At 66.2% G+C, this 21,803-nt stretch carries 20 protein-coding genes; 9 read left to right on the plus strand and 11 right to left on the minus strand.

The genetic code is table 11. From position 1 onward, the window contains the following. Positions 1-3 precede the first annotated feature (3 nt). The gene (gene cofH / locus EV667_RS05180; protein ID WP_131834205.1) at positions 4-2,445 is read left to right on the plus strand and encodes a 5-amino-6-(D-ribitylamino)uracil--L-tyrosine 4-hydroxyphenyl transferase CofH; all 2,442 of its coding nucleotides are present in this window, start codon (positions 4-6) and stop codon (positions 2,443-2,445) included. A 107-nt stretch (positions 2,446-2,552) separates the two neighbouring features. Here the strand turns inward: cofH and EV667_RS05185 are convergent, their stop codons facing one another. From EV667_RS05185 to EV667_RS05225, 9 genes are all read right to left on the minus strand, one after another. After that, positions 2,553-3,497 (minus strand): LLM class flavin-dependent oxidoreductase, encoded by a 945-nt coding sequence (locus tag EV667_RS05185; protein WP_131834206.1) that lies wholly within the window; start codon positions 3,495-3,497, stop codon positions 2,553-2,555. A gap of 31 nt (positions 3,498-3,528) precedes the next feature. Beyond that, entirely contained in the window at positions 3,529-4,326 is a 798-nt protein-coding gene (locus EV667_RS05190) for a CoA-transferase subunit beta (protein WP_131834207.1), read from the minus strand. Further along, on the minus strand, positions 4,316-5,272 hold the full coding sequence (locus tag EV667_RS05195) for a CoA transferase subunit A (protein WP_131834208.1): 957 nt from the start codon (positions 5,270-5,272) through the stop codon (positions 4,316-4,318). The genes EV667_RS05190 and EV667_RS05195 overlap by 11 nt, the downstream gene beginning before the upstream one ends. A gap of 9 nt (positions 5,273-5,281) precedes the next feature. Further along, a complete protein-coding gene (locus tag EV667_RS05200) occupies positions 5,282-6,778 on the minus strand; it encodes a pyridoxal-phosphate dependent enzyme (protein ID WP_131834209.1) in 1,497 nt (498 codons plus the stop codon). 100 nt (positions 6,779-6,878) lie between these two features. Further along, positions 6,879-7,595 (minus strand): ABC transporter ATP-binding protein, encoded by a 717-nt coding sequence (locus tag EV667_RS05205; RefSeq protein ID WP_131834210.1) that lies wholly within the window; start codon positions 7,593-7,595, stop codon positions 6,879-6,881. Further along, the gene (locus EV667_RS05210) at positions 7,588-8,358 is read right to left on the minus strand and encodes an ABC transporter ATP-binding protein (protein ID WP_245515975.1); all 771 of its coding nucleotides are present in this window, start codon (positions 8,356-8,358) and stop codon (positions 7,588-7,590) included. The genes EV667_RS05205 and EV667_RS05210 overlap by 8 nt, the downstream gene beginning before the upstream one ends. Then, a complete protein-coding gene (locus EV667_RS05215; RefSeq protein ID WP_131834211.1) occupies positions 8,355-9,317 on the minus strand; it encodes a branched-chain amino acid ABC transporter permease in 963 nt (320 codons plus the stop codon). Before EV667_RS05215 ends, EV667_RS05210 begins: the two co-directional genes overlap by 4 nt. Next, positions 9,314-10,177, minus strand: a complete 864-nt coding sequence (locus tag EV667_RS05220) for a branched-chain amino acid ABC transporter permease (protein WP_131834212.1) — start codon at positions 10,175-10,177, stop codon at positions 9,314-9,316. Before EV667_RS05220 ends, EV667_RS05215 begins: the two co-directional genes overlap by 4 nt. Before the next feature lie 103 nt (positions 10,178-10,280). Beyond that, entirely contained in the window at positions 10,281-11,504 is a 1,224-nt protein-coding gene (locus tag EV667_RS05225) for an amino acid ABC transporter substrate-binding protein (protein ID WP_131834213.1), read from the minus strand. Positions 11,505-11,936: 432 nt separating this feature from the next. Here EV667_RS05225 and EV667_RS05230 point away from each other — a divergent pair, with 432 nt between their 5' ends. From EV667_RS05230 to EV667_RS05240, 3 genes are read left to right on the plus strand one after another with little or no spacing between them, the layout of a single operon-like run. Next, positions 11,937-12,422: an SRPBCC family protein gene (locus EV667_RS05230; RefSeq protein WP_131834214.1), complete on the plus strand. Its 486-nt coding sequence runs from the start codon at positions 11,937-11,939 to the stop codon at positions 12,420-12,422. A gap of 44 nt (positions 12,423-12,466) precedes the next feature. Then, positions 12,467-13,003, plus strand: a complete 537-nt coding sequence (locus tag EV667_RS05235) for a (2Fe-2S)-binding protein (protein WP_131834215.1) — start codon at positions 12,467-12,469, stop codon at positions 13,001-13,003. 9 nt (positions 13,004-13,012) lie between these two features. Beyond that, the gene (locus EV667_RS05240) at positions 13,013-13,837 is read left to right on the plus strand and encodes an FAD binding domain-containing protein (protein WP_131834216.1); all 825 of its coding nucleotides are present in this window, start codon (positions 13,013-13,015) and stop codon (positions 13,835-13,837) included. A gap of 76 nt (positions 13,838-13,913) precedes the next feature. Here the strand turns inward: EV667_RS05240 and EV667_RS05245 are convergent, their stop codons facing one another. Together EV667_RS05245 and EV667_RS23050 are read right to left on the minus strand one after the other, a co-directional pair. Next, positions 13,914-14,219 carry a transposase gene (locus EV667_RS05245; protein WP_131834217.1) on the minus strand — a complete coding sequence of 102 codons (306 nt, stop codon included), beginning with the start codon at positions 14,217-14,219 and terminating at the stop codon, positions 13,914-13,916. A 59-nt stretch (positions 14,220-14,278) separates the two neighbouring features. Further along, entirely contained in the window at positions 14,279-14,410 is a 132-nt protein-coding gene (locus EV667_RS23050; protein WP_280960218.1) for a hypothetical protein, read from the minus strand. 238 nt (positions 14,411-14,648) lie between these two features. Here EV667_RS23050 and EV667_RS05250 point away from each other — a divergent pair, with 238 nt between their 5' ends. From EV667_RS05250 to EV667_RS05270, 5 genes are all read left to right on the plus strand, one after another. Further along, positions 14,649-15,251, plus strand: a complete 603-nt coding sequence (locus EV667_RS05250) for a TetR/AcrR family transcriptional regulator (protein ID WP_245516075.1) — start codon at positions 14,649-14,651, stop codon at positions 15,249-15,251. A 5-nt stretch (positions 15,252-15,256) separates the two neighbouring features. After that, positions 15,257-16,435: an efflux RND transporter periplasmic adaptor subunit gene (locus EV667_RS05255; protein ID WP_131834219.1), complete on the plus strand. Its 1,179-nt coding sequence runs from the start codon at positions 15,257-15,259 to the stop codon at positions 16,433-16,435. A 2-nt stretch (positions 16,436-16,437) separates the two neighbouring features. Beyond that, positions 16,438-19,575: an efflux RND transporter permease subunit gene (locus EV667_RS05260; protein WP_131834220.1), complete on the plus strand. Its 3,138-nt coding sequence runs from the start codon at positions 16,438-16,440 to the stop codon at positions 19,573-19,575. Positions 19,576-20,176: 601 nt separating this feature from the next. Beyond that, positions 20,177-20,740, plus strand: coding sequence for a hypothetical protein (locus EV667_RS05265; protein WP_131834221.1), 564 nt, complete (start codon positions 20,177-20,179; stop codon positions 20,738-20,740). Between the two features lie 46 nt (positions 20,741-20,786). Further along, on the plus strand, positions 20,787-21,740 hold the full coding sequence (locus EV667_RS05270) for an amidohydrolase family protein (protein ID WP_131834222.1): 954 nt from the start codon (positions 20,787-20,789) through the stop codon (positions 21,738-21,740). Positions 21,741-21,803: the final 63 nt, after the last annotated feature.

The following is a 21,803-nucleotide window of genomic DNA, read 5'->3' on the forward strand; positions in this document are numbered from 1 at the left end:
CCGATGGCTGGAGCGCGAGGCGGGGCGGTTGTTTCCCCGGGCGAGCGCCTCGACGACGAGGCGGCCCTCGCGCTCGCGGATGAGACCGACCTCCTCGCGCTGATGGCGCGGGCGGCGCGGCTGCGCGATGCCGGCTTTGGCAGCACCGTCACCGTCTCGCGAAAAGTCTTTATCCCGCTCACCCAGCTGTGCCGGGATGTCTGCCACTACTGCACCTTCGCCCATCCGCCCCGCAAGGGACAGCGGGCCTTCCTGACCCCGGAGGAGGTGCTGGAGATCGCCCGCGCCGGCGCGCGCATGGGCTGCGACGAGGTGCTGTTCACGCTCGGCGACAAGCCGGAGCAGCGCTATGGCGTGGCGCGGGAGGAACTGGCGGCGCTCGGCCATGCCAGCACGCTCTCCTATCTGCGCGCCATGGCGGCGCTGGTGCTGGAGGAGACCGGGCTGCTGCCGCACCTCAATGCGGGAGTGATGGACGAGGCGGAGCTCGCCAGCCTGCGCGAAGTGTCCGCCTCCCAGGGGCTGATGATCGAGACCACAGCCGAGCGGCTTTCCGCCCGCGGCGGGCCCCATTTCGGCTCACCGGACAAGCTGCCGGCGGCGCGCCTCGCCACGCTGGAGGCGGCGGGGCGGGCGCGGGTGCCGTTCACCACCGGCCTGCTGATCGGCATCGGCGAGACGCGCCGGGAACGCATCGAGGCGCTGCTCGCCATCCGCGCATCGCATGAGCGGCACGGCCATGTGCAGGAAGTCATCATCCAGAATTTCCGCGCCAAGCCCGGCACCCGCATGGCAAACGCGCCGGAGCCCTCGCTGGAGGACCATTTGTGGACGGTGGCGGTGGCGCGCGTCGTGCTCGGTGCCGGCGTCTCGCTACAGGCGCCGCCCAATCTCCAGCCGGAGGGGCTGAAGGCGCTCATCGAGGCCGGCATCAATGATTGGGGCGGGGTCTCGCCGGTGACGCCCGATCACGTTAACCCGGAGGCGCCCTGGCCGGCGCTGGCGGCGCTGGGGGCGGCAACGGCCCAGGCGGGCAAGGCGCTCGCCCCGCGCCTCGCCGCCTATCCCGCCACCATCGCCGCCCGGGCGACATGGCTCGACGCCCGCGTGGCTCCCCTCGTGCTGCGCCGTGCCGACGCGGCGGGGCTGGCGCAGGAGAGCGGCTGGCGGGTGGGGGCGGCGGAGGAGGTCGCGCTCGTGGTCGACTGGCCGGCCGCGCCGGCGCTGGCCGGGCCGGACCGCGCGCTCGATGGCGTTCTCGACCGGGCGTTTGCGGGGCGCGAACTGGGCGAGGCCGACATCGCTAGCCTGTTCGACGCGCGCGGCGACCGGGTGCGCCACGTCTTCGAGGCCGCTGACGCGCTGCGCCGCGAGGCGGTGGGCGACACCGTCTCCTATGTCGTGACGCGCAACATCAACTACACCAATGTTTGCGCTTACAAATGCGGCTTCTGTGCCTTCTCCAAGGGGCGGCAGAACCAGCATCTGCGCGGCAGGGCCTATGAGCTCGACCTCTCCGAAATCCAGCGCCGCACGCGGGAGGCGTGGGAGCGCGGCGCCACCGAAGTGTGCATGCAGGGCGGCATCCACCCGGATTTCTCCGGCGAGACCTACCTTTCCATTCTGCGCGCAGTGAAGCAGGCCGTGCCCGGCATGCATGTCCACGCGTTCTCCGCGCTGGAAGTGCGCCACGGCGCGAAGACGCTCGGCCTTCCGGTGCCGGAATTCCTCCTGCGCCTGAAGGAGGCCGGGCTCGGCTCGCTGCCCGGCACGGCGGCGGAAATTCTCGACGACGAGGTGCGCGCGCTCATCTGCCCGGACAAACTGAACACGGACGAATGGCTGGAGACCGTGGGCGATGCCCATCGCGTGGGGCTCAAGACCACCTCGACCATCATGTTCGGCCATGTCGACAGCTACGCCCACTGGGCGCGCCATATGCTGCGCCTGCGCCGCCTGCAGGGGGAAACCGGCGGCATCACCGAATTCGTGCCGCTGCCTTTCCTGCACATGGAGGCGCCGCTTTACCTCAAGGGCGGCACCCGGCAGGGGCCGAGCCGGCGCGAGGCCTTGCTGATGCACGCGGTGGGGCGGCTCGCTTTGCACCCGCTCATTCCCAACGTGCAGGCCTCATGGGTAAAGCTGGGGGAGGGCGGCATCGTCGATGCGCTGAGGTCCGGCGCCAACGACATTGGCGGCACACTGATGGACGAATCCATCAGCCGGGCCGCCGGCGGCACGCATGGGCAGGAGTTCCCGCCGGACCGGATGGAAGCGGCGATCCGCGCCGCCGGGCGGCTCGCCCGCCAGCGCACAACGCTCTACGCGGACGCGCCCTCGCGCCAGAAGCAGCGCTCCTATGCCGCCGAGGCGCTCAGTCCGCGCGTCGAGCCAGCGGCGGGCAAGTGGGCGAAGCTGGGGAGCCTGACGGCGCTGCGGGGGTAGGGGCCTGGCCCCGTTCGGCCAGGGAGAGATGGGCGTTAATCCGCATTATACCGTCATTCCGGACTTGGCCCGGGTATGACGATGCGTTGGCAGGCGCCGGCGTGCCCTTACTTCCGCAGCAGCGGCAGCACTTCATGGGCGAGCAGGTCCACCTGCTCCTTCTCATAGCGCCACGGCACGAAGACGATCTTCTTCACTCCTGTCGCGATATGGGCGGCGATTTGCTCGGCGCATTCGGTCGGGGTGCCGACGATGGCGCTGTCGAAACTGGAGAGCGAGCCCTTGGACAGGTCCCATTCGGCGTTCAGCCATTCCAGCATCTTCGGCATGCCGGTCTCTCGCGGGCCGACATAGATCGGAAGCTGGTTGAGGCTGTAGAGATCGGCAGGGTCGCGGCCGGCCTCCTGCGCATAGGCGGATATCTTGCCCCACGCCTCGGTGTAGGATTCGGGCGTGTAGAAATAGGTCAGCCAGCCATCGCCCTTTGTGGCGGCACGCTTGAGCACGACATCGACATAGCCGCCGATGAGGATGGGCGGGTGCGGCTTCTGCACGGGCTTGGGGAACATCACCGCTTTTCGCAGGTCCAGTTCGTCCCATTGGCCGCTGACGGAATCCTCGGTCCACAACCGTTTCAGGATGTCGAGGTTGCGGTCCATGATCTTGCCGCGTCGCTCATAGGGGATGCCGACGGCGTCGAATTCCCGCTTGTACCAGCCCACCGCCGCGCCGAGCATCAGGCGCCCGTTCGAGATCAGGTCGATGGTGGAGAGCTGCTTGGCCAGAATGACCGGGTTGCGCAGCGGCAGCACCAGCACGCCGGTGCCGATCTTGATCGTCTTGGTGCGCGCGGCCACGGCGGTGAGCAGGGAGAGCGAATCGAGGATCGGGAAATGCGGGTCGGTGCCGAGCAGGATGTGGTCCCACACCCACAGCGACTCGAAGCCGAGTTCCTCCATCCGCACGCCATAGTCGATCAGCGCGCCCGCATCCGGCAGCTCGGGGAAGCGGGTGAAGTTGCGCATCGCGACGCCGAAGGCCGGTACACTCATGATCGTTTCCACGCTTGCCGATGACGGCCGATCAGGCCGTGTAAAGCTGTTCGGGGTCGAGTTCGCGCAGGATGGCGAGCTCGGTCGGGGTCGGTGCGGGCGTAACCTCGACATCGTCGGGCACGGGCAGCTCGAAGCCGGTATTGGCCTTGATGTCGGCGGCTGACACGCCGGGGTGGAGAGCCACCACCGTCATGGCGCGGCTCTCTGCCTCGAAGCCGAGAATGCCGAGATCCGTCACCACCCGGAACATGCCACCGGCGGGCAGGCCCGCCTGCGCCCGCGTGTCGCCGCCATCGATGAAGCCGGGCGAGGTGATGAAGTCCACCTTCTCCACGAAACGGCGCTTCTCGTGCTTCATGGCAACGATCATGTCGGCTAGCGAGGCTATGTCATTTCCACCGCCGGTGCCGGGAAGACGGATCTTCGGGTTTTCCGCATCGCCGATGAAGGAGGAGTTCAGATTGCCGAAACGGTCGATCTGCGCCCCGCCCATGAAGCCGACATCGACATAGCCGCGCTGCAGCAGCAGCAGCACCTCGGTAATCGACACCAGCATGTTGGCGCGGCGCGAGCAGCGCTGCTCATTGGTGGAGGGCGGCAGCTTGCCCGCTTCCACGAACGGGCCGATCACCCCGCCCTCGAACAGGATAGTGAGGCCCGGCGCATGGGTCTTCTGCGCGAGAATGGCGGCCAGCAGCGGAATGCCGACGCCGGCGAACACGGTCTGCCCTTCCTTGAGCAGGCGCGCGCTCATCACCGCGAGCAGTTCGGAGCCGGTATAGGCCGGGGCTACGGAAAGGCTGATGCGCGCGCGTTCAGTCGTCATAAATGCCACTCCCTCGCCGCTGGGCGTCGAGCAGTTCCGCCATGCCGATGCGGCTGAGATAGTCGGCCCAGTTCTTCGGCTCGTGATAGAAGCGGTCGAGATAGGCCCGTGCCCCCGCATCCGGGTCCTTCGCGGTCATCTGCGCGTAAAGATCCATGTGGCTGTAGAACGGCTCGTAGAGGCCGTAGCACTCGTGCGGCGCGCTGCCGAAGGGCACCTCGACCACGGCGTCGACCGTGAAGAAGCCGATCTTGGTCTGGTCCGGATGCCGGCGGATCTGCTCGTTGGAAACGATCCGCTCGGTGGTGAGGATCACCTTGTTGGCGGCCATCGCCATGTCGATGTCCATGAAGGTCAGCCCGTCGATCTGGGCGTTGCCATAGGCGTCGCAGCGCTGGACATGAATGATCGCCACCTCGGGGTTCAGCGCCGGCACCAGCAGCAGCGTCTCGCCGGTGAAGGGGCACTCCATCGTCCGGGCGCCCTCCGCGCGGTCCAGCACGCCCGAGCCGAGCATGGAGCGCATCGGCATGAAGGGCACGCCCATGGCCCCGGCGCGGTAGCGCAGGCCCATCGCCATGTGGCTCCATTCCTCGAAGCGCGCGCGCTTACTCTCGGTATAGGCGCGCATCACCTTGGAGACGCCCCACACGATGCCCTGGCTGAACCATGAGGTGATGATGTGGCGCGAAACGCCCGAGGCGTAGAGCAGGTCGCCCTCGGTGGAGACGATGGAGCGGGAGACCTCAAGGTCGCGCTTGCCGGCGCGGATCAGCGCCCAGATCATCGCGAACGGCGTGCGCGAGGCGGTGCAGCCACCGATGGCGAGGCTGTCGCCGTCCGCCACCAGCGCCGCGGCGTCCTCCAGCGACATCACCTTGTCGCGCAGGCTGCGGTCGCGCGCGCGGGTCTTTTCGCGCAGGTCGAGATAGGAGGGGGGTGTCACATGACTCTCCTACGCCGCCTGCGCGATGCCGATGTCGCGATTCATGCGGGCGATCAGCTCGTCGAAAATGTCGAGATGGGCGCGAAGCCCGCGCCAAAAGCTCTGGTGGCGGCGCCGCTCGAAATCCTCGACGCTGATGCCCTGCTGCTCGACCCAGGTGTAATAGCCGAGGTTGAACACGCGCTGGCGGTCGCGGTGATCAAGCTCCAGCACATGGTCGGCGCCGGCACCGAGCAGATGCTGGCCGAAAGCCTCGCCGGCGCTGATCTGGTCGAAGCTGCCGCCCTTGCGGGCGAGATGCTGGTCGCGCTCGCTGGCGTAAAGCGCGGCGCCGTCGGTCGCCACGGTGAGGATGACGTCGTCCGCGTCGAGGTCGAGCCGGCGGGCGGTCTTGATGGCGGCCACCACATTGCCGATCCCCGACAGGCCCAGCGAGGCCAGCCCGTCCAGCGTCGCCGCATCTACCCCGCGCCGCTCGGCGAGATAGGCGCGGCCGGCCGGCGTGCCGAACAGCAGTGCAAGATCGTCCGAGGCGGCATCCGAGACGCCGGCGACGATGTCTGTGTTGGTGACATTGTGGATGAGGGGCACATGCTTGTCGCCGATGCCCTGGATGTTGTGCTCGCCGAAGCCGTTATAGAGCAGGGTGGGGCACTCCACCGGCTCCATGGCGACGATCCGGGCGCCGTATTCTTCCTTGAGGTGGTCGCCTGCGCCGAGCGTGCCGGCGGAGCCGGTGCCGGCCACGAAGGCGGCCAGCCGCAGCCCCGGCGCGCCCGCGCGGAGCCCCTGGAACAATGCCCCGGCCGCCGCGCCGGTGACGGCGTAATGGGCGAGGTAGTTCGGAAATTCCGAGAACTGGTTGAGGATGAAATTGCTCTCATCCTTCGCCATCTCGGCGCAGGCGTCGTAGATTTCCTTGACGTTCGACTCGGTGCCCGGCGTGCGCACGATGTCGGCGGGGTCCGTGACCCATTTTTCCAGCCAGTTGAAGCGCTCGGCGCTCATCCCGCCCGGTAGCACCGCGACGCCGTGGCAGCCGAGAATGCGCGAGATGGCGATGCCGCCCCGGCAGTAATTGCCGGTGGAGGGCCACACGGCGCGGTGGTGAGTGGGGTCGAACATGCCGGTGACGAGGCGCGGGGCGAGGCACGCATAGGCCGCCAGCACCTTGTGCGCCTGGATCATCGGGAAATGCCGCCCGAGCATCACCACGATGCGCGCAGGCACGCCGGTGATGGAACTCGGCAGCTCGATATGCGCTGGCACGGGCTTGCCGGCGAGGGTCGCCGCCTCATTGAACCAGTGCAGGCCGAACAGGTTCCGCGCGTCCGGGGCGTGGCTGTCGGCGGCCTCCGCCATGGCGCGCGCGCCGGCGGGCATCGTCCCCGGTGCCGCAAGCTCGGAAAAGCGCGGCAGCACGATGCCACGCCCGCGCAGATGCGCGACCGTGCGCTGATAGGTCGAAGCATCGGTAACGGCGGAGGGCAGATCGAACGGGTTCATGCGTTTCCTGCGAGGCGGCGAGCGATGGTCGGCAACGCGACGAAATCATATGATACTAATGATAGAACCATTGGTCCAAATTATTCTTATATCGCTGTGATTAAATCGACAGGTAAGCCTCACTGACGGTGGGGTCGCGGGCCAGTTCCGCCGAGAGGCCGGAGCGGGCGACACGGCCGTTCTCGACGATGTAGGCGCGGTGCGAGAGCTCGAAGGCGGTCATCACATCCTGCTCGACCAGCAGGATGGTCTGGCCGGCCCTGTTCAATGCCAGCAGCGCCTCGCCCAGATGCTCCACCATGCGCGGCGACAGGCCGAGCGAGAGTTCGTCGATCATCAGAAGGCGCGGGCGCGACATGATTCCGCGCCCGACCGCGCACATCTGCTGCTCGCCCCCCGACAGTGTGGTGGCGTCCTGGCGCTGGCGGTCGCTCAGGATCGGAAACAGCTCGAACACCCAGTCGAGGTCCCGCGCGATCGCCGCCCGGTCGGTGCGCAGATAGGCGCCGAGCATCAGATTGTCGCGCACGGTGAGGCCTCGGAACAGGCGGCGGCCCTCCGGCACATGGGCGAGGCCGGCCTTGAGCACGATATCGGGCCGCGCGCCGCCGATGCTCTCGCCGTTGAAGCGGATCGTGCCCGCCTGCGGAGCGATCTGCCCGGAAATGGTGCGCAGCAGGGTGGTCTTGCCGGCGCCGTTGGAGCCGACCAGGGCAACGATCTCGCCGGGCTGGGCCGCGAGGTCCATGCCCCACAGCACTCGGATCTGGCCATAGCCGGAGGTTACGCCTTCGAGCGCCAGAAGCGGCTCAGCCATGGTTGAGCTCCTTGAGGCGCGCGGCGAATTTGGCGCCGAGATAGGCTTCGATCACCCGCTCGTCGGCGACGATTTCCGCGCTCGGCCCATCGGCGATGAGCTGGCCGTAATGCAGCACCAGCAGGCGCTTCGAGAGCGAGAGGACGACCTTCATCAGGTGCTCGATGATGAGCACCGTGACGCCGCGCTCGGCGATCCTGCGGATGAGGGCGAGGGCGCCGTCGATCTCGGACGAGTTGAGGCCGGCATTGACCTCGTCGAGCATCAGCACTTTCGGATTCATGGCGAGGCTTTTGGCGAGTTCCAGCCGCTTGCGCGCCGCCAGCGCCAGGTTGGCGGCGGGCCGGTCCGCCAGCCCGTCGAGTCCGACGAATTCGAGGCTCTGCATGGCCATGTCGCGCGCATCGCCCAGCGAGCCAGCGCCCGCGCCGAACAGCGCGCCGGCGGTGACGTTCTCCAGCACGGTCATGGCAGGAAAGGGCTGGACGATCTGGAAGGTGCGGGCGAGGCCGCGCCGGGCGGCCTGATAGGGCTTCTGCAGCCCGACATCCTCGCTTTTGAACAGGATGCGGCCGGAAGACCGGCGAAGATTGCCGGTCACGACATTGACCAGCGTGGTCTTGCCCGCCCCGTTCGGCCCGATGAGGCCGACGACTTCGCCCTCGTTCAGCGAGAACGAGACGTCGGTGAGTGCGTTGAGCCCGCCGAACTGCTTGGACACGCCGTCGAGGCACAGGATGGGCTGGATTGTCGGCGTGATCACTTGCCGCCCTCCGCCTTTGCCGAGCCGGTCGCTGCGCGCAGGCGGCGCAGCACGCCGAGGCTGAGAAGCCCGCCGGGCAGGAAGAAGATCAGCAGCACGATGACGACGCCGAGAATGGCGCGGTTCCAGTCGAGGAAGTTCGCCCAGAACAGTTCTTCCAGCAGCACGAACGCCGCCGCGCCAAGAGCGGGGCCGAGGATGGTGCCGGCGCCGCCGAGCAGCGCCATGACGACGACCTTCACCGTCATCACGATCTGGAAGGAATCGGTGGGGTCGATATAGCCGGTCCACGAGGCATAGGCCGCGCCCGCGGTGGCGCAGAACATGGCGGAGAGCGTGTAGGCCGCGATTTTGTAGGCGGTGGTGTTGATGCCCACCATGGCGGCGGCATCCTCGTTCTGGTGGATGCAGCGCAGGCCGAAGCCGAGGCGCGAACGGTCCACGAGGATCGTGGCGATGAGGCTGGCGAGGAGGATGCCGAGCATCACGAACAGGAAGAAGCGCATCAACTGCTCGGGCGGCCAGGCCATCAGCGGCAGGTTCAACCCGTCGCCGCCCCCGGTCAGGCTCGACCAGGAGGAGACCACCAGCCGGCACAATTCGACCACGGCGATGGAGCCGATGGCGAAGTAATGGCCGCGCAGCCGCAGGATGATGCCGCCCAGCAGCGCGGCGAAGCCGGCCACCGTCACCGTCGCGATGGCCCAGGCGAGGCCCATCGGAATGCCGTTGCGCTGGCAGATCGCCCCGACATAGGCGCCGAGGCCGAAAAAGGCGGCGGTGGAGAAGGAGGGATAGCCGGTGAAGCCGCCGATGAAGTTCCACGACGTGGCGAGCGCGCCATACATGGCGACGATGGCCGCCGTCCGCACCACGTAATTATCGGCATAGAGCGGCGTGGTAGCGAGTATCAGCAGGCCGGCAACCATCGCTGCGTAAAGGGGAAATCCGCTTCTCATTCGTACCCCCTCACGCCGACGAGGCCGGTGGGCCGGGTAAGTAGCAGCACCAGCATCAGCACGAAGCCGGCGGTGATCGCCTGCTGCGGACCGAACCAGTGCCCGGCGAAGCTCTCCACCAGCCCCAGCACCAGCCCGCCAACCAGCGCGCCCGGCACCGAACCGAGCCCGCCCACCACGCAGACCACGAACGCCTTGCCGAGCCAGATGCCGGTGACGTTGGTGGTGATCGGGAACACGGTGGCGAACACCACGCCCGCCACGCCCGCCATCAGCGCGCCGATGCCGAAGGTGATGGCGTAGATGCGGTCGGTGCGGATGCCCATCAGTTCGGCGGCGGAGCGGTCCATCCTCACGGCGACAATGGCCCGGCCGATGGTGGAGCCGCGCATCACCGCATAAAGCAGCAGCGTCATCGCCAGAGCGAGGCCGGTGCCGATGAGCCGGTCCACCGGCAGCACGACGGAGCCCAGATGCACCGCGCCGAGATCGAGCGTGATCCGGCGCGGCGTGGCGGTGAACCAGTAGGTCATCGCGTTGTAGAGGATCATGTCGAGGCCGAAGGTCAGCGTCAGCGTCGTCAGGACAGGCGCGCTGACCACCCGGTTGATCACCAGCTTCTGCAGCGTAAAGCCGAGCGCGAACATGAGCGCCGCCACGATCGGCAGCATCACCACGGGATGGATGCCGTAGAGATGCCAGGCGAAGAAGGTGAGGTAGCCGCCGAGGATGATGAAGGAGCCGTGGAGCATGTTGATGACGTTCAACACGCCCCAGACCAGCGAGAAGCCGACCGCCAGGCAGGCATAGAGCGCACCGAGCATCAGTCCGTTCGAAAGGATCTGCAGGTAGATCGCCATGTCGCCCCTGTCGCTGGCCCGCCGTCGCAACCAGTGGGACGGCCGCGAGACTGAAGAAGGGCGCGCGCCGGGCGGGCCGGCGCGCGTGGGGGATGCGTGCCCGTCAGGGCATGGCGATCATGTCGGCGTTCTTGATCGCGGCGGGGGCGAGCACCTTGATGGCCCCGTCCTGCACCTGGATGATCGGCAGTTCGCGGGAAAGGTTCATGCCGTTGGGGCCGAACTTGATCGGGCCGTAGAAGGTCTGGATGTCGGTTGCCGCGATGGCGTCGCGCACCTTGGCTTTGTCGAGCGAGCCGGCGCGGGCGAGCGCATCGACGATCACTTCGCCGGCCGCGGCGCAGGACCCATGAACATAGTCCGGGTCGCCCTTGGTGCGGGCCTTGAAGTCCTCGTAGAAGGCGGCGGTGGTCGGCCACACGCCCTGGCCTTCATAGGTGGTGAGATGGTGCCACCAGCTCGACGAGGAAATGCCGTTGGCCAACGGGCCGAGGCCCTGGGTGAATTCCGTGTAGGACGGGCCCGTGACCATGGTGACAATCGGCGCGGTGATGCCGAGGTCCTGCATCTGCTTGCGCGCGAGGATGAGGTCCTGCGTGTAGCCGGTGATGTAGATCCAGTCCGGCTTGGCGGCCTTGATGGAAGACAGCGCGGCAGCATGGTCCATGGTGCCGACCGGGTAGAGCTCCTTGTAGGCGACCGTCAGCCCGCCGGCCTCGGCCGCCTTGGCGATGCCTTCCGCCATGGATTTGGGGAACACGTCGTCACGGCCGAGCACGGCGATCGACTTCGTTTCGGGGAACTTCTCCTTGAAGAATTTCACCATCGCGGTGGTCATGCCGCCATTGGGCGAGAGGGTGCCGAACAGATATTTCAGCGTCTGGTCGTAGACGCTCTCGGAGGAAGCGACGCAGGCGATGGTCGGCACCTGGTAGCGCTCGCCGACGCCGGCGACGATCTTGGTGTGGCCCGAGCCGAAGGGCGAGAACAGGAACTGCACCTTGTCGTCATTGATAAGCTTTTCGGCAAGCTGGGAGGCCCGCTGGCCCTCCGACTGGTAGTCATATTCGATCAGCTCGACCTTGAGCTTCTTATCGCCGACCTGGATGCCGCCGGCGGCGTTGATCTTCTCGACCCACATTTTCCAGACGACATCCTGCTTGTGGCCTTCGTCGGCGAGGCCGCCGGTGAGGGCGAGCGGAGCGCCGATCTTGATCGTCTCCTGCGCCATGGCGGGGGCCGCCAGCGCAGCGGCAAGCAGGCCGGTGGCGACGCCGCCTGCCAGAAGGCTGGCGCGTGCGGAACGAAGGATACCGTGTGCGAACATGCGATTCTTCCCTGTGCTGGAAACGCCAAACTGTCGCTGCGGCCCCTGCCCGGCGGGGCCTTCGTGTCGCGCGCCCCCGACGTCGGGCGGGTCAGCGCCGAGGCCGGATGGTATGGTGTGCTATGTAACAATACCATTCAAGGCGATTTGCTCAATATTTAATGATCTTGCCGGGTGAGTTAATTTTGAGCAATCGGGGATGAACAAGGCGGCATTCGGCCCTCCGCCACCCGTTTTCCTCGCTGCGGGGCGCGCGCAGGCGCGTCGGGACCGGGCGGGGAAAGGCTTGGCACAGGCGTTGCTAGTTTGCAGCCGACGCCTGGTGCCCGGCGTCCCTATCGCCGCCCGCGGTCAGGCGGGGCGAGGCGGGAGCTTTGGTTCTTGCGCGCGGGCTCATGGAGCCTGGCGCAAGGCTGTTGATGTAGGTGGCATATGGAACTGACCGGCGCGCAACGTATCGAGGCTCCCCGCGAGGCGGTGTGGCGGGCCCTCAACGACCCTGACATCCTGCGGCAATGCATTCCCGGCTGCCAGGAACTGGCACAAGATTCGGCAACCGCCTTCACCGCGCGGGTCGTTCTCAAGATCGGGCCGGTGAAGGCCAGCTTTTCCGGCGCGGTGACGCTGTCCGATCTCGATCCGCCCCGTCGCTACCGCATCACCGGCGAGGGGCAGGGCGGCGTCGCCGGCTTCGCCAAGGGCGGCGCCGATGTCTGGCTGGAGCCCGAGGCGGACGGCGCCACGCTCCTGACCTATGCCGCGCAGGCCATGGTCGGCGGCAAGATCGCCCAGCTGGGGGCGCGGCTGATCGACAGCACCTCCCGCAAGCTGGCGGGCGAGTTCTTCAGCGCCTTCGCGCAGATCGTCGCCCCGCAACCGATCCCCGCGCCGCCCCTGCCCAGCGAGGCGGCGCCGTGATCGCCCCCGAACCGCCAGCGCCGCCGCAACACGGGAGTAGCGCAATGCAGCCGAATGCGTTCGACGATGCCTCGTTTCCATACTCTCCAGCGCGCGCCCTTTCGCTGACCGTGAACGGCAGCGCTGTCTCCGTCACCGCCGATGTGCGAACCTTGCTGGTGCAGTTGCTGCGCGACGACTTGCGGCTCACCGGAACCCATGTCGGCTGCGACACCAGCCAGTGCGGCGCCTGCACCGTCCATGTCGATGGCGAGGCGGTCAAAGCCTGCGCCGTGCTCGCCGTGCAGGCCGAGGGGTGCGCGGTGCTCACCATCGAGGGAGTAGCTACGGGGGAGAAATTGCACCCGATGCAAGAAGCCTTTCGCGAGCATCATGGCCTGCAATGCGGCTTCTGCACCCCGGGCATGATCCTTTCCGCCATGGACATGGTCCGCCGCCACGGTCCCGTTCTCGACGAGACGACGGTGCGCGCTGAGCTGGAGGGCAATATCTGCCGCTGCACCGGCTACCACAACATCGTCACGGCCATCGTTGCCGGTGCCCGGGCCATGGGGGCCGCCCCTGCTCATGGGGTGGACTAGGAGCGCGCCATGTTCGCCTTCACCTATCACCGCCCGGACACGGTCACGGCGGCCGTCGATCTGCTCCGCGCCCATGAGGAGGCCAAGCCGCTCGCCGGCGGCCAGACGCTGATCGCCACGCTGAAGCAGCGGCTCGCCGCGCCGAGCGACCTTGTCGACCTATCCGGCCTGCCGGCGCTGCGCGCCATTACCCTCGCGGACGGACGCCTGATCATCGGCGCCATAGCCCGCCATGCCGATGTCGAGGCCTCGCCGACGGTGCGCGAGAGCCTGCCCGCGCTGGCGGCGCTGGCCGGGCTGATCGGCGATCCGGCGGTGCGCAATCGCGGCACGCTGGGCGGCTCGATCGCCAATAACGACCCTTCCGCCGATTATCCCGCCGCGTGCCTGGCGCTCGCCGCCACCATCGTCACGGACCGCCGAGAAATCGCAGCGGCCGATTTTTTCACCGGCCTGTTCGAAACTGCGCTGGAGCCGGACGAGATCGTGGTTCAGGTCTCGTTTCCGCTCGGCGGGGAGGGGGCCTATGAGAAGTTCCGCAACCCCGCCTCGCGCTACGCCATGGCGGGCGTGTTCGTCTGGCGCGGAGACGCTTCGTTGGGTGAAACCGGCGTGCGCGTCGCCGTGACCGGCGCCGGGCAGGGCGGCGTTTTCCGCTGGAGCGAGGCCGAGGCGGCGCTCGCCGGCGCCTTCAATCCTGCGGCGCTGGAGAGCCTTGGCCTGCCGGCGGACGAGATGATCGCGGATATCCATGGTGGCGGCGCCTATCGCGCCCATCTGGTCCGCGAAATGGCCCGTCGGGCGGTGGCGCGATTGATGGCGGCCGCCGCGTAACCGGCGCCGCCTCGGCAAACGCCGTTGCCGGATGCGCGATCCGAATATCGGCCGGCCGTCTAGATCGAACCGACATTCACCGCATCCAGATCATGGAAGCGGCGATGTGAACGAAGGCGAGATAGTGTTTGGCCAGCCTGTCGAACCGTGTGGCGACGCGGCGGAAGTGTTTGCGCTTGTTGAAGCAACGCTCGATGTGGTTGCGTAGTTTGTAGATGAGCGGGTTGTGCGGGATTGGAGTCTTGCGTGAGCGGGTCGAGGGGATGACGGCCTCGAATCCGATGCTGGCCAGATGGGCACTGAGGCTGTTGGCGTCATAGGCTCGGTCAGCGAGGACCGCCTCGGGAACGCCCCACAGCCGGATCGAGCAGACCTCCGCCAAAGCGCAGACCTATGAATCACGCATCAGGCGGCCCGTGAATCCCTGAATTTCGATTGGACCTAGCCGCAGGTCCGCAGGGCGGCGTCGACATCGTGGCGCGCGGGCAAGGCGCCATAGGAGTCGACCGGGACGATCAGCGCCTTCGGCAAGGGCGCCTGCACCAGCGGCTGAAGCACCAGATCATGGAACACGGCGGGCGCAGACCGACGCGATAGGAGGTATTTTGATAGGGGCAAAAGGCCTTCAGGATAGTGCGCCCGTCGCCGATGCCGATACGGGTGCGCCCGCGCGCGGATGCCCGCAAGGTCGCGACGCTGGCTACCCCTGTCCCGTCCACGCCGCCTTAGAACCGACCGCGGGGCAGAGCCCGGGTTGACGCCGGAGCCTTCAAATAATATCCATACGGTCGGTTATTATTCGCGAGGGGATATGGGTAGACGAAGGACCATCGATCGAGGCCATCTCCTGGATTGTGCCGAACAGGTCATCGTGCGGTGCGGGGCCGCTAATCTCACGCTTGAGGCCGTGGCCATCGAGGCCGGCATCAGCAAGGCCAGCGTGATCTATGACTACAAGACCAAGAAAGCGTTGATCCGCGCTCTCGTCGAGCGCCGCGTGGCCGCTGAAGAACACCACGTCCAGCAGGCCGTTGACAGTTTCGCCGGGGCGCCTAATGCCAAGATCCTCGGCTACGTCGCTGCTGCTACCCGAACCTTTTCGGACGAGGAGCGGGCCGTCGGTCTCAACCTCTGTGCGGCCCTCGCGCAGGATGATGCTATCCGGGAGCCGGTCAAGAAATCCATTCTCTCGACCCTCGAAGAGATCGAAAGCGGCTCTACCCACCCGGATGGAGCGCGGCTGGCCTTCCTTGCCCTGCAGGGGATCATGCTGCTCGACTGGCTGAACCTGCACCAGTTCGAGCCCGGCGAGCGTGACAAGATCGTTCGCCAGATCGGTTGGCTGGCCGAGCGACCTCCCATCCCGCCGTCCATTTCCGATAGCGCCTCGTCAATTGACCTCAAGCCCGTTTGATCGCCATGATGTTCAAGACTTCCTCGTCCTCCCGCCTCCTGCTGATCGGCGCTCTAGCGAGCGCGGCACTCGGGATTTCCCAGCCAGCGCGTGCGCAGGGAGGCGAGCAGCCTCCGGTCGCACTCGGCGTGATCACCGCGCAGGCGGAGGACATTCCCGTCGTAACTAACCTGCCCGGCCGCATCGCGCCGACCCGCATCGCCGAGGTGCGCCCGCGCGTGTCGGGCATCGTCGTCGAACGGGTTTTCGAGCAGGGAAGCTTGGTGAAGCAGGGCGACGTGCTTTACCGGATCGACCCGGCCCCTTTCCGCCTGCGCGTCCAGAGCGCTCAGGCGACGCTAAAGCGTGCTGAGGCCACCCGCCTTCAGGCAAGCCAGCAGGCCGATCGCGTTTCCGAGTTGCGCACCCGCAACGTCGCGAGCGCGCAGCAATCCGACAATGCGGTCGCAACCCTCGCGCAGGCCGATGCGGACGTCGCCATCGCTCAGGCTAGCCTCGCTACCGCAGAGCTCGATCTGCAATATTCTGAGGTGAAGGCCCCCATCAGCGGGCGTATTGGGCGCGCATTGATTACCGAAGGCGCGCTTGTCGGCACTGGTGCGGCCGATGTGCTGGCGACCATTCATCAACTTGATCCTGTCTACGCCGACTTCACCCAGTCGGCAGGCGACCTCCTGGCTCTTCGCCGTGCGCTCAAGGTTGGCGCGCTCACCGGGCCCGATGCCGGTACGGCGACGGTACGCCTGTTGTTCGACGATGGCAGCGCCTACCCCCATGCCGGGCAGTTGCTGTTCTCGGAAGCGACCGTCGACGCAACGACGGGTCAGGTTACGCTGCGCGGGCAGTTCCCTAATGCGGAGGGTGATCTGCTGCCGGGCATGTATGTGCGCGTCGCGCTTGAACAGGGGGTGCAACAGGGCGCGATCGCCGTTCCCCAACAGTCGATCCAGCGCGACGGAAGCGGATTGCCGCAGGTCTATGTCCTGAAAGAGGATGGCACCGCCGAGCTACGCGTCGTTCGTGCTGGGCGCTCCTATGATAACCGGCAGGTGATCGAGGAAGGCCTCAAGCCTGGCGAGCAGGTAGTGGTCGACGGCTTCCAGAAAATGCGCCCCGGCGCCAAATTCACTGGCGTGCCGTGGAAGCCTATTTCCGCGCCCCAGAATGCCGGCACGGAGGACTGATCGTGGTCGGGTTCTTTATCGGGCGGCCCATCTTCGCATGGGTCGTGGCCATCTTCATCATGCTCGGCGGGATTATCGCGATCCCCATGCTGCCCATCGCGCAGTATCCCAATGTTGCGCCGCCGCAGATCAGCATCAGTACGACTTATCCGGGCGCCTCGCCGGAGGCGATTTACCAGAGCGTCACACGCCCCATCGAGGAGGAGTTGAACGGCGTTCCCGGGTTGCTCTATTTCGAGTCCACCTCCGAGGCTAATGGCAACATCAGTGTAGATGTCACTTTCGCCCCGGGTAGCGATATTGGCGAGGCGCAGGTAGAGGTACAAAATCGCCTCAGCCGCGTCGAACCGCGTCTGCCGCGCGCGGTGACCCAACAGGGCATCCGTGTCGAGCAGGCGAGCGCCGGCTTTCTTCAGCTGGTGACCCTGACCTCCGAGGACGGGGCAGTCGATGTTGTCGGACTTGGCGATTATCTCAGCCGAAACGTGCTGGGCGAGATCCGGCGTGTGCCGGGTGTTGGCAGCGCACAGCTCTTCGCCACCCAGCGTTCCATGCGGATCTGGATGGACGCCGACAAGATGCTCGGCCTCAGCCTCACCCCCGCCGACGTGATGGGCGCCGTAGAGGCGCAGAATGCGCAGGTCGCGGCCGGACGCATCGGGGCGCAGCCCAACCCGATCGACCAGCAGCTTTCCGCAACCGTTCTCGTGCGCGGCCAGCTCACCTCGCCGGAAGAATTCGGCGCGATCGTGCTGCGCGCCAATACGGACGGCTCCTCCGTGCGTCTGCGCGACGTCGCACGGGTCGAGGTCGGCGGTGAATCGTACAACTTCTCCACCCGGCTCAACGGTCTGCCGAGCGCGGCGGTTGGCGTACAACTAACGCCTAGCGGCAATGCGCTGGCAACAGCAACGGCGGTGAAGGCGAAGATGGAGGAGCTTTCGCAGTTCTTCCCGCCAGGGCTCAAATACGAGATCCCCTATGACACCTCGCCCTTCGTGGCAGTTTCAATCGAGAAGGTGATCCATACGCTTCTTGAGGCGATGGCACTCGTATTCGCAGTGATGTTCCTATTCCTGCAGAATTTCCGCTACACCGTTATCCCGACGCTGGTGGTGCCGGTCGCGCTGCTTGGCACCTGCGCGGTTATGTTCATCTCCGGCTTCTCCATCAATGTGCTGACCATGTTTGCCATGGTGCTGGCGATTGGCATTCTCGTCGACGACGCCATCGTCGTGGTGGAGAACGTCGAACGCATCATGACGGAGGAGGGGCTGCCGCCCCGCGAAGCCACGCGCAAGGCGATGGGGCAGATTACCGGCGCTATCGTCGGCATTACGCTTGTGCTGACCGCGGTGTTCGTGCCGATGGCATTTTTCCCCGGCGCGGTCGGCATCATCTACCAGCAGTTCAGCCTGACCATGGTGGTCTCGATCCTGTTCTCGGGATTCCTCGCGCTTACGCTGACCCCGGCTCTGTGCGCGACCTTCCTGAAGCCGATCCCGAAAGGGCATCATCATCAGGAAAAGAAGGGTTTCTTCGGCTGGTTCAACCGGACCTTCGACAAGGTGACGGCGCGCTACACCGGCGCGGTATCGGTGATCACCAGCCGTCCCGGCCGCTATATGGCGATCTATCTCGTGCTGATCGCGGCCCTCGGTTGGGGCTTCATGCGGCTGCCTTCGGCATTCCTGCCGGGCGAAGATCAGGGCTATCTTCTGGTCGACGTTCAGGCCCCGGCCGAGGCAAGCGCCAACCGTACGCTCGAAATCGTCAAGCAGATCGAGCAGTTCGCCATAGCCGAACCCGCCGTGGCACGTGTTGTCGGCATCTCGGGCTTCAGCTTCGCGGGAGGAGGCGATAACGCGGCGCTGATGTTCATCACGCTGAAGGACTGGAGCGAGCGCGGGCCCGAGGATTCGGCCGATGCGATCTCCGCACGCATCAACGGCAAGATGATGCAGCTGCGCGACGCGCAGACCTTTGCGCTGTCGCCGCCGCCCATCTCCGGGCTCGGCAACTCGTCCGGATTCACCTTCCGGCTGCAGGACCGCTCGGGTGCGGGCCAGCAGGCGCTCTCCGCCGCGCGCGACCAGTTGCTCACTGCCGCGACCCAGAGCCCGACGCTGGCGGGAGTGCGCGTCGAGGGACTGGCGGATTCCGCGCAGGTGAACCTCATCATCGACCGTGAGAAGGCTAACACGTTCGGCGTGACCTTCGCCGACATCAACTCGACCCTCTCGGCCAATCTCGGCTCGGCCTATGTCAACGACTTCCCCAATGCGGGACGTATGCAGCGAGTGACGGTACAGGCGGAGGCGGGCCAGCGCATGCAGGCGGCGGACCTTCTCCGCCTCAACGCCCGCAACGTGCATGGCGGCATGGTGCCATTCTCGGCCTTCGCCTCGCTCGAATGGAGCAAGGGTCCGGTCCAGGTAGTGGGCTATAATGGCTATCCCGCCATGCGCATCTCCGGCCAAGCCGCGCCGGGCTTCTCCTCGGGGGATGCGATCACGGAGATGCAGCGCCTCGCGCAGGAGCTGCCGCAGGGCTTCGGCTATGAATGGACCGGCCAGTCGCTCCAGGAGATCCAGTCCGGTTCGCAGGCGCCGTTCCTGATGGCGTTGAGTATCCTCCTGGTCTTCCTGCTGCTCGCCGCTCTCTACGAGAGCTGGGCGATCCCCCTCGCGGTGATGCTGGTGGTGCCGCTCGGCGTCATCGGCTCGGTCGCTGCGGTGACGCTGCGAGGCATGCCGAACGACGTGTACTTCATGGTCGGTCTGATCGCGATCATCGGCCTGTCGGCCAAGAACGCGATCCTGATCATTGAGTTCGCGAAGGACCTGCGGGCGCACGGCATGGGGCTGCGCGAGGCGACCATCGAGGCGGCGAAGCTGCGCTTCCGGCCGATCCTCATGACCTCGCTCGCCTTCACCCTCGGCGTGGTGCCGCTCGCGATCGCCAGCGGGGCAAGCGCGGCGAGCCAGAATGCCATCGGCACCGGCGTGCTGGGGGGCATGATCTCCGCGACGGTTCTGGCGATCTTCTTCGTACCGGCCTTCTTCGTGTTCGTGATGAGCCTGCTCGACAAGCGGAAGAAAACCGAACCGGGAGTTCGAGATGGAGCTCTCGAGAACTGACGTCGTGAAACGCTGCCAGGCGATGGCTCCTGAAGGCGTCCCGCAGCACTGACGTGACGCCCTTTTCTCCTCCGGCTTTGGCAAAGAGCCGGAGGATTGATTTGTGCCCTCGGGCGGTCACGGTTTCCAGTGCCACTACCGTGGCGAACTCGGCGGGTGATCGATGGCCGAGGGCGCAATGGGGTAGGCTCAGGTTGTCGTCCTCCTTCCATGAGCCGATGGCAGGCACGCGCCTGACCCAGGCTTGAGCACAGGACCCGGATCCCGACCATTTCCGATCTCTCGATCACCAGTCCGGGTGGCGGGCCGGCATATGTCTGATTGCGATGACGCCGCGCTCCGACGGCGCTCCGATCCCTGTGCGAATGGCAGCTATTCGTCGTCCGTGCGCATGAAATCCACGCGCCTCGTTCGGCGTCGAATTTCCCGAAGTCTCTGACGTGCCGGACTGGCGGGCGTTCGATCTGCCGGAAATCATCCGCAGCAAATAGGCGCCGCACGCCATCGGCGTTTCTGCGGCAGACTATCGCAGCAGGAAAAAATCTGCCGTTATACTGCGATAGCGGACTGGAACCGGGAGTAGCCTTCCATGCGAGCCGTGATGTTGCGTCTTTTGCCTGCCATTCTAGGTCTAGCCGCCATCCTCTGCCTGATGCAGCCGGCGGCCGCGAAGGACTATCTCTGCCATCAGCAATTCGCCCTGTGCACCTCGGCGCCCTGCATCCCGCAGCCGGGCAACCCCGACATCTCGATCTGCGTCTGCGATGTCCAGGAAGGTCCGAATCTCGCGACGGTCGCCTGCGACACGGTCAAGCCGAGCACGGACGCGGAGGGCATTCGCACCGTCTATTCGCAGTTCGCGCTGACCCAGTTCGAGCAGGGCAAGAAGGGGCTGAAATGCGAGAGCGGCACGCCCTGGTCGCAGTGCCTCAACAAGATTTGCACGGTCGATCCCGCCAACCCCGACAAGGCGATCTGCGCGTGCGACGTGGTCCGCACGGGCGACTGGCAGACCGCTGGCGGCGATTGCGACGCCGCCACCTGCAAGACGGCGTATTGGTCGGGCGCCCTCCTCGCCGATTCCAGGAGCAACGCCGATTTCATGATGGATCAGCTCAAGATCACCAAGTCGCCCGCCGAGGCCTGCCCGGTTCCCAAACAGTAACCGGATCGCCGACGCCATTTGACGACGGCAATCAAAAGGAGCGGCCATGCGCAAGATCGCGCTCGAAGAGCATTTCACCACGCCGGAGCTTGCCGGAAGCTACGTGGCAAGGCCGACGCAGAGCGACACGCTCTTTGCCGATGTGGAACGTCGTCTAGCCGACTTCGACGAGTTGCGGCTCGAAATGATGGACAAGGCCGGCATAGAACTGATGGTGCTTTCCGTCACTACGCCGGGGGTTCAGGGCGTCCGCGATACAAAGGAGGCCATCCGGCTTGCGCGCGGCGCCAATGATTTCCTCGCGCGAGAGGTGCAGAAGCGGCCGGATCGCTACGCCGGCTTCGCCCATCTCGCCCTGCACGACGCCGAGGCCGCTGCGGCCGAGCTCGAACGGGCCGTCCGGGAACTCGGTTTTCGAGGAGCGCTCATCAACGGCCAGACCAAAGGGCATTATCTCGACGAGGACCGCTATCTGCCTTTCTGGGAGCGTGTCGAGGAACTGAATGTCCCGGTCTATCTGCATCCCGGCGCCATGGCCGACCAGCCCGCGATGTTTGCCCATCGCCCCGAAATCGGTGGTCCCATCTGGGCCTGGACGGCGGAAACCGCGGCCCATGCGTTGCGGCTCGTCTTCGGGGGCACGCTCACCCGCTTTCCCGGGGTGAAGATCATTCTCGGCCATATGGGCGAGACGCTGCCGTTTTTGCTCTGGCGCCTCGACAGCCGGCGGGAGTTCGACCTCGGCGAGAAACTCGCGGCCGACGCCCTTCCTTCCGCGATCATCAAGCGGAACATCGCCGTCACCACCTCGGGGGTATGCGACCCGGGAGCGCTGATCGCGACGCTTCAGGCGTTAGGCGACGACAATGTGATGTTCTCGGTCGACTACCCCTATGAGGATCCGCAGCTCGCCTGCGATTTCATCGAATCCGCGCCGATCGGTGCCGACGTCCGCGCCAAGGTTTGCCACGGCAATGCCGAACGGCTGCTGCGCCTCTAGATTGGCGCGGGCAAAACTCGATCGACATGAACCCGTTTCAGGGGCGCATGCCGCAATGGACGG

It is taken from the genome of Ancylobacter aquaticus (assembly GCF_004339465.1).
Taxonomy (GTDB): Bacteria; Pseudomonadota; Alphaproteobacteria; order Rhizobiales; family Xanthobacteraceae; genus Ancylobacter; species Ancylobacter aquaticus.

Excerpts from the sequence above, each read along its gene's own strand:
- EV667_RS05230 (WP_131834214.1), top strand. The coding sequence starts at position 11,937 with ATGGAACTGACCGGCGCGCAACGTATCGAGGCTCCCCGCGAGGCGGTG.
- EV667_RS05200 (WP_131834209.1), bottom strand. The coding sequence starts at position 6,778 with ATGAACCCGTTCGATCTGCCCTCCGCCGTTACCGATGCTTCGACCTAT.
- cofH (WP_131834205.1), top strand. The coding sequence starts at position 4 with ATGGCTGGAGCGCGAGGCGGGGCGGTTGTTTCCCCGGGCGAGCGCCTC.
- EV667_RS05240 (WP_131834216.1), top strand. The coding sequence starts at position 13,013 with ATGTTCGCCTTCACCTATCACCGCCCGGACACGGTCACGGCGGCCGTC.
- EV667_RS05190 (WP_131834207.1), bottom strand. The coding sequence starts at position 4,326 with ATGACGACTGAACGCGCGCGCATCAGCCTTTCCGTAGCCCCGGCCTAT.
- EV667_RS05250 (WP_245516075.1), top strand. The coding sequence starts at position 14,649 with ATGGGTAGACGAAGGACCATCGATCGAGGCCATCTCCTGGATTGTGCC.
- EV667_RS05215 (WP_131834211.1), bottom strand. The coding sequence starts at position 9,317 with ATGAGAAGCGGATTTCCCCTTTACGCAGCGATGGTTGCCGGCCTGCTG.
- EV667_RS05205 (WP_131834210.1), bottom strand. The coding sequence starts at position 7,595 with ATGGCTGAGCCGCTTCTGGCGCTCGAAGGCGTAACCTCCGGCTATGGC.
- EV667_RS05255 (WP_131834219.1), top strand. The coding sequence starts at position 15,257 with ATGATGTTCAAGACTTCCTCGTCCTCCCGCCTCCTGCTGATCGGCGCT.
- EV667_RS05235 (WP_131834215.1), top strand. The coding sequence starts at position 12,467 with ATGCAGCCGAATGCGTTCGACGATGCCTCGTTTCCATACTCTCCAGCG.
- EV667_RS05225 (WP_131834213.1), bottom strand. The coding sequence starts at position 11,504 with ATGTTCGCACACGGTATCCTTCGTTCCGCACGCGCCAGCCTTCTGGCA.
- EV667_RS05220 (WP_131834212.1), bottom strand. The coding sequence starts at position 10,177 with ATGGCGATCTACCTGCAGATCCTTTCGAACGGACTGATGCTCGGTGCG.
- EV667_RS05265 (WP_131834221.1), top strand. The coding sequence starts at position 20,177 with ATGTTGCGTCTTTTGCCTGCCATTCTAGGTCTAGCCGCCATCCTCTGC.
- EV667_RS05185 (WP_131834206.1), bottom strand. The coding sequence starts at position 3,497 with ATGAGTGTACCGGCCTTCGGCGTCGCGATGCGCAACTTCACCCGCTTC.
- EV667_RS05270 (WP_131834222.1), top strand. The coding sequence starts at position 20,787 with ATGCGCAAGATCGCGCTCGAAGAGCATTTCACCACGCCGGAGCTTGCC.